The 11,106-nt window shown below is 69.5% G+C and carries 10 protein-coding genes; 8 read left to right on the top strand and 2 right to left on the bottom strand.

What is annotated here, in order from left to right; genetic code table 11:
- The first annotated feature begins 163 nt into the window (after window positions 1-163).
- The 7 genes from mtnA (at window position 164) to ACTHJJ_RS08845 (ending at window position 7,672) form a co-directional block, all read left to right on the top strand.
- Entirely contained in the window at window positions 164-1,210 is a 1,047-nt protein-coding gene (gene mtnA / locus ACTHJJ_RS08875; protein WP_440302582.1) for an S-methyl-5-thioribose-1-phosphate isomerase, read from the top strand.
- Window positions 1,207-2,277, top strand: coding sequence for a sugar ABC transporter substrate-binding protein (locus ACTHJJ_RS08870; RefSeq protein WP_440302581.1), 1,071 nt, complete (start codon window positions 1,207-1,209; stop codon window positions 2,275-2,277). The genes mtnA and ACTHJJ_RS08870 overlap by 4 nt, the downstream gene beginning before the upstream one ends.
- A gap of 80 nt (window positions 2,278-2,357) precedes the next feature.
- Entirely contained in the window at window positions 2,358-3,845 is a 1,488-nt protein-coding gene (locus ACTHJJ_RS08865; RefSeq protein WP_440302580.1) for a sugar ABC transporter ATP-binding protein, read from the top strand.
- A gap of 14 nt (window positions 3,846-3,859) precedes the next feature.
- Window positions 3,860-4,912: an ABC transporter permease gene (locus ACTHJJ_RS08860; RefSeq protein ID WP_440302579.1), complete on the top strand. Its 1,053-nt coding sequence runs from the start codon at window positions 3,860-3,862 to the stop codon at window positions 4,910-4,912.
- Between the two features lie 5 nt (window positions 4,913-4,917).
- Complete coding sequence (mtnK, locus tag ACTHJJ_RS08855; RefSeq protein ID WP_440302578.1) at window positions 4,918-6,054, top strand: S-methyl-5-thioribose kinase; 1,137 nt, start codon at window positions 4,918-4,920, stop codon at window positions 6,052-6,054.
- Window positions 6,054-7,052, top strand: coding sequence for a dihydroxyacetone kinase subunit DhaK (locus tag ACTHJJ_RS08850; RefSeq protein WP_440302577.1), 999 nt, complete (start codon window positions 6,054-6,056; stop codon window positions 7,050-7,052). The genes mtnK and ACTHJJ_RS08850 overlap by 1 nt, the downstream gene beginning before the upstream one ends.
- 14 nt (window positions 7,053-7,066) lie before the next feature.
- Window positions 7,067-7,672, top strand: coding sequence for a DAK2 domain-containing protein (locus ACTHJJ_RS08845; RefSeq protein ID WP_440302576.1), 606 nt, complete (start codon window positions 7,067-7,069; stop codon window positions 7,670-7,672).
- Window positions 7,673-7,717: 45 nt separating this feature from the next.
- On the opposite strand, the gene ACTHJJ_RS08840 is transcribed toward ACTHJJ_RS08845, so the two are convergent.
- Both ACTHJJ_RS08840 and ACTHJJ_RS08835 read right to left on the bottom strand, forming a co-directional pair.
- The gene (locus ACTHJJ_RS08840) at window positions 7,718-8,653 is read right to left on the bottom strand and encodes a ribokinase (protein ID WP_440302575.1); all 936 of its coding nucleotides are present in this window, start codon (window positions 8,651-8,653) and stop codon (window positions 7,718-7,720) included.
- A 680-nt stretch (window positions 8,654-9,333) separates the two neighbouring features.
- The gene (locus ACTHJJ_RS08835; protein ID WP_440302574.1) at window positions 9,334-9,681 is read right to left on the bottom strand and encodes a DUF4177 domain-containing protein; all 348 of its coding nucleotides are present in this window, start codon (window positions 9,679-9,681) and stop codon (window positions 9,334-9,336) included.
- Window positions 9,682-10,099: 418 nt separating this feature from the next.
- Between ACTHJJ_RS08835 and ACTHJJ_RS08830 the strand changes: the two genes are divergently transcribed.
- The gene (locus ACTHJJ_RS08830) at window positions 10,100-10,798 is read left to right on the top strand and encodes a type 1 glutamine amidotransferase domain-containing protein (protein ID WP_440302573.1); all 699 of its coding nucleotides are present in this window, start codon (window positions 10,100-10,102) and stop codon (window positions 10,796-10,798) included.
- The last annotated feature ends 308 nt before the right edge of the window (window positions 10,799-11,106 follow it).

Below are 11,106 nucleotides of genomic sequence, written 5' to 3'. Positions count from 1 at the left end.
TGATGCGCTCGCGCAACGACTCCGCCACCTGCTGGGGAAGCGAGGCCTGCACACCGAGTGCCACCACGTCCTCAAGTCTCCTCGACGAAGAACCGGATCACGACTCGATCACTATAGCCGGAGATCTTGACAGACGTCAGTTGTCAGACAACTATCACGCCTCGTGCGAACTCTCGATTGGTCCGACGGGACCGTGGTGGCCATCGACCAGACGCGACTGCCGCATGAAGAGGTGCTCCTCCGGATCCACGACGTCGACGAGCTCGTCGCCCACATCCGCTCGCTCGCCATCCGGGGAGCGATGGCGCTCGGCGTCGCTGGTGCCCTCGGAGTGGCCCTCGCGGCCGTTCGCGCCAAGGAGTCCGGTGCCGACCTGGACGCGACGCTCGAGGACGCCGCCGTGAAGGTCGCGACGGCCCGTCCCACCGCGGTGAACCTCGGTGCCGGAGTCGAGACGGTGATGCGCGTCCGCCGCCAAGGCGGCTCGGTCGACGATCTCGTGGCAGCTGCCCTGGCCGTCCGCGACGCCGACATCGAAGCGAACCGCGCGATCGGGCGGGCCGGCGCCGAGCTTCTGGACGGTGCCACCAGGGTGCTCACGCACTGCAACGCCGGGGCGCTCGCGGGCGTGGAGACCGGGACGGCCCTGGCCGTCATCGAGGCTCTGCACGCCACGTCCGCGTTGGACATGGTCTACGTCTGCGAGACCCGCCCGCTGCTGCAGGGGAGTCGGCTGACGGCCTGGGAGCTCCAGCGCGCCGGGATCCCGCACCGCGTCGTCGTCGACTCGGCCGCTGCCGGGCTGATGCTTCGGGGCGAGGTGGACGCGGTGGTCGTCGGCGCCGACCGCATCGCTGCCAACGGTGACGTGGCCAACAAGGTCGGCACCCTGGGGCACGCGCTGGCAGCCCGGCGCGCCGGCATCCCCTTCGTGGTCGCTGCGCCCGAGATGACCATCGACGGCAGCACCGCCACCGGCGCGGACATCCCGATCGAGCTGCGCGACGAGTCGGAGGTCCTCGAGCACGGGGGACAGCGCGTCGCCGCGCCCGGCAGCCGCGCTCTGAATCCGGCTTTCGACGTCACCCCCGTCGACCTGGTGTCCGCGATCGTCACCGAGCGCCGGTCTCTGACCGAGCTCATCTCAACTCCTCCTGGCAACGCTGTCCTGGAGGCTGCCCCCGCCATCACCTCAAGGAGTGAATCGTGAGTCGACTTACCCGGCGTGCCGCCGTGGCCGCAGTCCTGCTCGCTGCGAGCACGGGCCTCGCTGCCTGCTCCCAGGACACCACCGCGAGCGGGACCGGCGGCGGTGCGGGCAGCAGCACCGGTGCTTCGGCCGGCGGAAAGACGATGAAAGCCTCCGACATCGTCGTCGGCTACGCCGGTCCGACGCTGACCAACGCGTTCTTCGTCGGCCTGGAGAAGGGCGTCAAGGACGGCACCGCCAAGGAGGGCTTCAAGCTCAAGGAGACCAACGCCAACGGCGACGCCCAGCAGCAGTTCAACGACGCCATGAACCTGCTGAACCAGGGCGTCAACGTGCTGGTGCTCACGCCCATCGACTCCAACGGCATCACGCCGGTGGTGCAGGCCGCCAACAACAAGGGTGTCCCGGTCTTCACGCTGGACCGTGGGGCCAGTGGCGGCAAGATCACGTGCTTCGTGGAGACGAACAACAAGAAGGCCGGCGAGGAGGCCGCCGACTGGATCGCGACCCAGCTCAAGGCGCGCTACGGCGAGGCGAAGGGGAACGTCGTCGACCTCGTCGGGCTCGTCGGCACCACGGCGGCGGCCGGCCGCGAGGACGGTTTCCAGGCCGGCCTGGCCAAGTATCCGGGTCTGAAGGTGGTCGCCAAGCAGGAGGGCGGCTTCGACCAGGAGAAGTCGCTGAACGTGATGACGAACATCCTGCAGGCGCAGCCGAAGATCGACGCCGTGTTCGGTGCGAACGACGACAACACCGTCGGCGCGCTGCGGGCCATCGACTCGGCTAACCGCTACGCGCCGCCGAGCAGCAAGGACCACATCCTCATCATCGGTCTGGACGGGACCGCCCAGGCTCTGCAGGCCATCCGCGACGGCAAGCAGGACGCGACCATCAGCCAGAACCCCATCAAGATGGCCGAGAAGTCCATGAGCTACATCAAGGACCTGATGGTCGACGGCAAGAGCGTCCCGGCCCACGACTACTGGCCGAGCCAGCTCATCACCAAGGACAACATCGACTCGCAGGAGGTCAAGGACTACGGGATCTGGTCGGCCGAGGTCAAGTGATCGAGTCTCTCCGGGGCGCGCTGGTGCGCGCCCCGGAGAGCCCCGGTCCCCACCACAGCTCTCCACGATTGGGGCATCGAATGACCTCTGCGCGACTGGAGATGCGCGACGTCAGCAAGTCGTTCCTCGGCGTCCGTGCGCTCAAGGGCGTCAGCCTGCAGGTGCCCGAGTCGCACGTGCTCGGGCTGGTCGGCGAGAACGGCGCTGGCAAGTCGACGCTCATGAAGATCCTCGCGGGCGCGTACACCGCAGACAGCGGAACGGTGCTCGTCGACGGCCGGCCGCTGTCGGCCGGCCCCGCGGCGGCGATCGACGCCGGCGTGGCCGTCATCTACCAGGAGCTCAGCCTCGTCCCGGACATGACGGTGGCCGAGAACCTGTTCCTGGGCCGTATGCCCGCCCGCGGAGGGGTCCTGGACCGGGCCCGGGCCGCGCGCGAGGCGCGCGGCGTGCTCAGCCAGGTGGGGCTGACGGGCCTGGACCCGGACCGTCGGGTGTCCGCCCTTCCGCTCAACGTGCGCCAGCTCGTCGAGATCGCGAAGGCGCTCGCGCGGCACGCACGCATCCTGGTGATGGATGAGCCGACCGCCGCGCTGCAGCACGACGACATCCTGACGTTGTTCAAGGTCGTCCGGGACCTGCGCTCGCAGGGCCTGACGATCATCTACATCAGCCATCACCTCGAGGAGATCTTCGAGCTCTGCGACTCGGCGATGGTGATGCGGGACGGGTCCGCGGTCGAGACCCGCCCGATCGCGGACTGGACCGAGCCTTCGCTGGTGCGGGCGATGGTGGCCCGCGACCTCGACCAGATGTACCCCTGGCGGCCGAGGCCGGTGGGCGAGGTGGTGCTCGAGGTCGAGGGGCTGCAGCGCTCTCCACGGCTGAACGGCGCCTCACTGACGGTGCGCGCCGGCGAGATCGTCGGCGTCGCCGGCATCGCGGGCGCGGGCCGTACCGAGCTGCTCAAGGCGATCGCCGGGGCCTACCCGCCCGCTTCCGGCAAGGTGCGGGTCGAGGGGAAGCCGGTCCCGCTGCGCTCGACCCGGCACGGACTGCGTGCCGGGATCGTCTATGCGCCCGAGGATCGTAAGGCCGAGGGGCTGCTGCTCGAGGCGAGCATCGAGAACAACGCCGTGCTCTCGAGCCTGGGTTCGGTCAGCCGCGGCGGCGTCATCAACTTCGCGGCGCGACGGCGTTTCGGGGAGGACGTCGTCAAGCGCTTCGGGGTGCGGGCCTCCGGGCTCCGGCAGCCCGTCGGAAAGCTCTCGGGTGGGAACCAGCAGAAGGTCATCCTCGGGCGCGTCACCGGCACCGGACCGAAGGTGATCCTGCTGGACGAACCGACCCGGGGCATCGACGTCGCAGCCAAGGCTGAGATCTACGCCCACGTGCTCGGTCTCGCCGAGCAGGGCGCTGCCGTCGTCCTGGTCAGCTCGGAGCTGCCCGAGCTGCTCGGCATGTCCGACCGCGTCGTCGTCAGGAGGCAGGGCAGGGTCGTCGCCACCCTGACCCGCGAGGAAGCAGATCAAGAGACCGTCATGCGCTGGGCCACGTCCGGGAAGTGAGAGAGACAAAGCCAATGAGTGAGAATTCCTCTGCTCCTGCCGCTCTGCACCCCGAGGCTGACCTGCAGGAGCGGTCTGCTCGGGAAGACATCTCCGGACGCAGGGCCCACCAGCGCCCGTGGGTGGAGTCCCTGCTCAGCGGGGTGGGCCCCCTGCTGGGGGCGCTGCTGGTCCTGTGCGCGGTCCTCGCGGTGTCGACCAACAGCTTCCTGACCACGTCGAACCTGCTCAACGTCGTGGTTCAGATCTCCGTGGTCGGGATCGCCGCTGTCGGCGGCACGTTCGTCATCATCACCAGCGGCATCGACCTCAGCGTCGGCTCGAACGTGGCGCTGTCCGGCATGGTGGCCGCCTGGGCCATGAAGGAGGCGCACGTCGGCGGGCTGGGCGGGCTGCTCGTGGCGCTGCTGGTCGGCGCGGCGGTCGGCGCGTTCAACGGCTTCTCGATCACCGCGCTGAGGCTGACGCCGTTCATCGCCACCCTGGCTGTGCTCGCCATGGGGCGAGGCCTCACTCAGCAGGTGTCGCAGGGTCAGACGATCTTCGGGTTCCCGCCCTCCTTCACCTTCCTGGGCAACGGGAAGATCGCCGGGGTGCAGGCTCCGGTGGTGATCACCGTCATCGTCTTCGCGGTGGGTTGGTTCGTCCTCACCCGCACCAGCTTCGGTCAGCAGGTCTACGCCGTCGGCGGCAACGAGGAGGCGGCGCGTCTGGCGGGCATCCCGGTCAAGCGCGTCATCTTCAGCGTCTACGTCATCGCCGGTCTGTGCGCGGGACTGGCGGGCATCGTCCTCGCAGGGCGGCTGAACTCCGCACTGTCCTCCTCGGCCACCGGCCTGGAACTGCAGGTCATCGCAGCTGTGGTCATCGGCGGCACCTCCTTGTTCGGCGGCCGAGGCAGCCTCATCGGCACCTTCATCGGTGCGCTGCTGATCGGCGTCATCAACAACGGCCTGACGCTGCTCAACGTCAACCCGTTCTGGACCCAGTTCATCCAGGGCCTCGTCATCTTCGTCGCCGTACTGCTGGACGCGCTCAACCAGCGGCGGCTCGCGGCGGCCGGGTGAGCGCGGTGCCCGAGACGCTGGACGACTCGCTGGCCCTCGCGCTCGCTGCCCCGCACCTGGGCGACGGGCCCGCCACGGCCGAAGAGATCGGTGACGGAAACCTCAACGTCGTCTACCGGGTGAGCGGCGGGGGCCGCTCGGTCATCGTCAAGCATGCCCCGCCGTACCTGAAGGTCGTCGGGGACGCTTGGCCGCTCTCCCAGGATCGTGTCCGGATCGAGGCCGAGGCGCTCGCGCTGCACGGCGAGCTGGCCCCGGACCGGGTCCCGGCCCTGCTGGCCGTGGACCTGGACCGGGCGGCGATGGTCCTCGAGGACCTGCGTGGCCACCAGGTGTGGCGCACCCAGCTCGTGGCCGGAGTGCACGTGACCGGGGTGGCCGAGCAGATGGGCCGCTACTGCGCGCGCACCTTGCTCGGCACCAGCGACCTGCTCATGGACTCGGCTGACCGCAAGCGGCTGGCCACCCGGTTCGTCAACCCGGACCTCTGCGCGATCACGGAGGAGCTGGTCTTCACGGCGCCGTACACCGCCGCGGAGTCCAACCGCGTCGACGACGCCGCCGCCGAGCTGGCCGCCTCCCTCCGAGGGGACGCCGCCATGCGTCGCGCTGCTTCCCAGCTCTTGTGGGAGTTCCGCACGCGGCACGAGGCGCTGATCCACGGCGACCTGCACACCGGATCGATCATGGTTGCGGACGGGGATGCCAGGGTGATCGACCCGGAGTTCGCCTTCATCGGGCCGATGGGGTACGACACCGGGAACGTCGTGGCCAACCTCGCCTTCTCGGCCATCGCGCACCAGGAGCTCGGGGACGGCTTCGCCGGCCAGGTCGACGAGTACCTGATGGACTTCTGGGGCGCCTTGAGCGAGGAAGTCCGGCTGATCTGGCCCGAGGACCACCCCTGGGACGAGATCTTCCTCAGCAACCTGCTGGAAGACAGCGCCCGCTACGCCGCCACCGAGCTGGTCCGACGCATCGTCGGGCTCGCGCACGTCGTCGACATCGACTCGCTCCCTGACGCCTCGAGGCTGCGCGCGCAGCACCGGGCCGTCGCGGCTGCCCGGTCGCTCCTGCTCGGCCCACCCGTTCGCTCACCGCACGACCTCTGGAGTCGTGCCACCACGGAGGACGTTCCCTGATGAAGAAGCTGATCAATGACCCTGAGGACTTCGTCGACGAGGTCATCGACGGCCTGCTGCTCGCGCACCCCGACCGGCTGAAGGCTGCCTCCGACGACCGTCGTGCCCTCGTGCGCGCCGACGCCCCGGTGGCCGGCCACGTGGGGATCGTGACGGGCGGCGGGTCGGGCCACCTGCCCACCTTCCTCGGCTACGTCGGTTCCGGGCTCTGCAGCGGCGTGGCCGTGGGCAACGTGTTCTCCTCGCCCTCCTCTGAGCAGATGTACGACGCGACCAAGGCCGTCGACGGCGGTGCCGGCGTCCTCTACCTCTACGGCAACTACGGAGGCGACGTCTTCAACTTCGACCTCGCTGCGGACATGGCCGACCTCGACGGCATCGAGACCAAGACGGTGCTGGTCACCGACGACGCCTTGAGCGCGCCGCCGGACCGCCGCAGCGATCGCCGCGGGGTGGCGGGGCTCCTGTTCGCCTACAAGGTGGCGGGCGCGGCCGCCGAGCGCGGCGACGACTTGGCGACCGTCGCGGAGCTGGCTCAGCGGGCGGTCGACAGCACACGGACGGTCGGCGTGGGACTCTCGCCGACGATTCTCCCTGCTGCCGGGAAGCCCACCTTCGAGCTCGCCGACGGCGAGATGGAGATCGGCATCGGCATCCACGGTGAGCCTGGCCAGCACCGGGGGCCGCTCGAGCCCGCCGACCAGGTCGCGGACCGGATGCTGGATGTCATCGTCGAGGACCTCAAGCTGACCGCGGGCGACCGCGTAGCCGTCCTCGTCAACGGTCTGGGGGCCACGCCGCTAGAGGAGCTCTACCTCCTCTACCGCCGGGTGCACACACGCCTCGCGGACATCGGCGTCGACATCCACCGGCGCTACGTGGGGGAGTACGCCACGAGTCTGGAGATGGCCGGTGCCTCGGTCACGGTCATGCGCCTGGACGACGACCTCACCGAGCTACTCGACGCGCCGGCGTCCTCGCCGTTCTTCCAGCAGTGAGAGTGGGGCGCACGATGGAGCTGCAGGAACTGGTTGTCGTGCTGGACAAGAGCCTCGCGAGCCTGTCGGGGCACCGCGAGGCGCTACGCGACCTCGACGCCGCGGTGGGGGACGGCGACCTCGGCATCACGGTGGACAAGGGAGCGGAGGCGGTGCGTCAGGCTCTCGCCGAGAGCCCGCCCGAGACGGTAGGGACGCTGCTGCGCACCGCCGGCGCAGCCTTCGCCAAGGCGAACCCGTCGACGATGGCTGCTCTCGTGGGTGCCGGCCTGCTGGCGGCGTCGAAGGAGGCCGGGGACGCCGCACAGTGGGATGTCGAGCTCGCTGAGCGAGTGGGTCGTGCAGCGATGGCGCGGATCGCCGAGCGTGGCAAGGCCGAGCTCGGTGACAAGACCGTTCTCGATGCGCTCGCGCCGAGCCTGGACGCGCTTCACGACAGCCCGAGCAACCCGCTGCCCGCCATGGTGTCGGCTGCGGAGAGGGGCGTGGAGGAGACCCGAGACCGACCCGGGCGACGGGGCAGGGCGGCCTGGGTGGGTGAGCGCGGGTCTGGTCACCCCGACCCCGGCGCCACCGCCTACGTGCTCTTCCTAGAGAGCCTGCAAGACTCGGTGGACTGAACGCCGATGCCGGACGGTGACGCGGCGGCCCGTCGGGCCGCCGCGTCAGCCGTCGCGAGGCTCAGGCGACTCCGGGCCCATCAGCTCCGCCACCTGCTCACGCCTGGGCATCCCGCCGGTCGCGCCGACCGAACGCGTGGAGATCGACGCGGCGACGACCGCCCAGCGCGCCGCCTCCGGTAGCGGAAGTCCGCGGACCATGGCATCGGCCAAGGCCCCGACGAACGTGTCGCCCGCGCCGGTCGTGTCGACGACGTCGACGGTCGGCGCAGGCACGATGCTCAGCACGCCGTCCTGCCACACCGCCGCTCCACGCCCGCCGAGCGTGATGACGACGTCCGAGGGGAGGGGTCGGGCGGCCAGGATCGCGACCAGGGCCTGGGGTTCTTGCGGCACCGCGGTACCGGTCACTGTCTCGAACTCGCCCTCGTTGACCACCAGCACGTCGACCATGGCGAGCAGCTCCGGTTCCAGCGGCACCGCCGGCGCGGGATTGAGGACGAATCGCCCTTCTGCCAAGGATGCTGCCTGAAGCACTGCCTCGCGAGGAACCTCGAGCTGAGCCACCACGACCTCTGCATGCGCAACGATCTCGTGCTGCGATCGCACATCCTCCGCAGTCAGGGCTGCATTGGCGCCGGGGACCACCACGATCGAGTTCTCGGCCCGCGCGTCGACCGCGATGAACGCCCGGCCGGTGGCGACGCCGGAGGTGGTCTGCAGGCGGCGGACATCGACGCCTTCCCCGGCTAGCGCCCCCCGCACCACCTCGGCGAGCGGGTCGTCACCTACCCGTCCGACAATGGCGACCCGGCGTCCCAGGCGTGCTGCCGCGATCGCTTGATTCGCGCCTTTGCCCCCTGGATATTCAGCGTAAGCCGATGCCAGCACCGTCTCACCTGGCCGAGGCAGGGAGGTGACTGAGCTGACCAGGTCGACGTTTGCGCTGCCGATGACGACGATCTCGGGAAAGTCGGTCACAAAGCCTCTTCCCTGTCGGCTGCTCGAAGCCCTCTGCTGGGCCCACCTAGACTAGCGAGAGGCGACCACCAGGCTCATCTGCCACGGGTGGTCGGCGCCCCGACTCTGCTGGGAAAGGGGCGGGACGCAGCGAGCCGGGTCGGACCGGTAGCCCGCTCGGACGCCCTCTTGAGTGCCGGAGTCTGGTGCAGGGTGGGAGCCGAGTGAAGCCCGGCCCCTGGCGGTCAGTAGGACCGACTCGTCGGGTATCGGCGGTGGGTGCCGGCTGCTGTGAGCCGGGTCGGTCAGTCGGCGAGCACGGCAGCGAGGGTGGCGTGGCCGATGCGGTCGAGCAGCGGCGCGTCGGCGAGTGCGGGACGAGGACGAGAGCGAGTGAGGTGGCCCAGTCGCGGGCGCGGAGCACGAGCGCGTCGTCCAGCCTTCCGGCTGAATCGGCGGAGGCGTGCTCGGTGCGAGCTGCTCACAGTGGCTCGATTCGCCGTGTCCGACCTCGCGTTCTTGATCCTGAAGTCGCGGGTGCAGCTGGGCCAGGCGGCACTTAGGGCTGTCCCGGGGACGCTCGAAGCGAACCCGGCCAGGGGTTGGAACTGCAAGCGGACGGGTTGTCCGACCCAACCCATGCCACTCGGTTCTGGTGCGGACAGCGAGCAGCGGGTGCCTTTCCCCGCCTGAGCAGCGGCTCAGATCGCTTCGAACACCATGGTGGCCTGAACTCGGTCCCCGCCACCGAAGCCCTTGCTGCCGGACGCGACCGTACTGATGGTGTGAAGGCGATACCCCTTTGCGGCCTGCTCGTTGATCGCCTTCTCCAACTCGGTGAGGTTCCCCGAGCCCGTGCCCAAGAACTTCTCCTTGAGTACGACCTGCAGAACAACGTAGTTGGGACCTTGAGCCACTACTCCTCCACGGCTTTCCGTTGACTGGCCCGCACTCCAGACCCAGATAGGCGGTCTGCCGCTTTCCGGGGCGTCGCAGGCTCCTTCGACCTGGACGTCCAACCATGCCGCGGGCTCGTCACCTCGCTTCATGATTCGGAGCCTCTTGGGCCTCGACGGATCTCTTCGGGGTCATATTCACTTGCACTGTCCTTTCTGACCAGCAGCAGCACGGTCAGACGTCCGTCCCTGCGGTGCGCCCTGGTCGAGCCGGGACCCACCGCAGCTCCACTTGGCCGCCGCCACGGTTCCACCTGTCAAGCGCAGCACGACCCTGCGCAGGGCCATGCGCCGGTGACGGCCCCGCTGCGCCGAGACTTCAACGCCCAGGCGCCGCACCTTCCAGCAGGGGCCGGATCGTGCGGTGCGGCCGGGGACCCCTTGGGCCATGTGCGCAGGCCGCCTTCGCGCCATGCTCTAGGTCACACAGCCCGTACAACCGTCGGCGCTTCCCTGTAGCGCTGAGCGGGCACAACCATCAGGAATCCCTGTCTACCTCTGGAGCAGCCGTATGGGCACCATCCTCTTCGTCGTCACCGGCGCGCGTCACTGGACCCTGTCGGACGGAACCGAGCACCCCACCGGCTACTGGGCCGAGGAGCTCGTTGCGCCTTACCGTGTCTTCACCGGCGCCGGCCATGAGGTCGTGCTGGCCACACCAGGCGGCGTACAGCCCGTGGTCGACGAGGCCAGCCTGGCGCCGGACGTCAACGGCGGCCAGGAGGGCGCCGACGAGATGCGGACCGCGTTGAAGGGCATCAGCCAGCTCCAGAGCCCGCTGAAGCTCGAGGACGTCGACGTGTCCACCTACGACGCCGTGTTCTACCCGGGCGGCCACGGCCCGATGGAGGACCTGGCCGTGAACAGGACCTCCGCCGCGGTGCTCACCGCCACACTCGCGTCGGGCAAGCCGCTGGGCATCGTCTGCCACGCCCCGGCCGCCCTGCTGGCGACCGCGGCCGACGGCGCGACCTCGCCGTTCTCGGGCTTTCGGCTGACCGGCTTCACGAACGCCGAGGAGTCGCAGGTCGGGCTCGCCGACAAGGCTCCGTGGCTGTTGCAGGACCGGCTGGTCAAGCTTGGCTGCGACTTCGTCGAGGGCGAGCCGTGGGCCCCGCACGTCGTGGTCGACCGCAGTCTGTACACCGGCCAGAACCCCGCCTCGTCCGGGCCCGTCGCCGAGCGCATGCTCGGGGCCCTCTCGGCCTAGCAGGTCACGCCTGAGCAGGTCTGAGCAGGTCGGCGTGCCGCGCGCGCAGTGACGCGGGCATCGAGGCCACAGTCGTCGCTCCCGTGGCGCCGGGGTGCGCGACGAAGAGTTCCGGCCTGAGCAGCCGAGACAGCCGCTCACGAACCGCCGACGTTCGCTATCGCTGTGAGGCGCACCCGACGACACCCAGGCGTTGCTGGGTGTCGTCGGGGGTTTGGAGCCACCAGGTGACCGCCGAAATAATAGTTACACAAATTACAACCGGAACATCAACACCCACCGAGTTGAAGAAGCGGAATAGTTGGGGG

Origin of the sequence: Intrasporangium sp. (assembly GCF_051961875.1) — a bacterium.
Taxonomy (GTDB): domain Bacteria; phylum Actinomycetota; class Actinomycetes; order Actinomycetales; family Dermatophilaceae; genus Intrasporangium_A.
This window is presented reverse-complemented; position numbering and strand designations above follow the sequence as displayed.

What these genes read in the sequence shown, in the direction of transcription:
- ACTHJJ_RS08850 (WP_440302577.1), top strand. Translation starts at nt 6,054, where the DNA reads ATGAAGAAGCTGATCAATGACCCTGAGGACTTCGTCGACGAGGTCATC.
- ACTHJJ_RS08835 (WP_440302574.1), bottom strand. Translation starts at nt 9,681, where the DNA reads ATGAAGCGAGGTGACGAGCCCGCGGCATGGTTGGACGTCCAGGTCGAA.
- ACTHJJ_RS08860 (WP_440302579.1), top strand. Translation starts at nt 3,860, where the DNA reads ATGAGTGAGAATTCCTCTGCTCCTGCCGCTCTGCACCCCGAGGCTGAC.
- ACTHJJ_RS08845 (WP_440302576.1), top strand. Translation starts at nt 7,067, where the DNA reads ATGGAGCTGCAGGAACTGGTTGTCGTGCTGGACAAGAGCCTCGCGAGC.
- ACTHJJ_RS08865 (WP_440302580.1), top strand. Translation starts at nt 2,358, where the DNA reads ATGACCTCTGCGCGACTGGAGATGCGCGACGTCAGCAAGTCGTTCCTC.
- ACTHJJ_RS08830 (WP_440302573.1), top strand. Translation starts at nt 10,100, where the DNA reads ATGGGCACCATCCTCTTCGTCGTCACCGGCGCGCGTCACTGGACCCTG.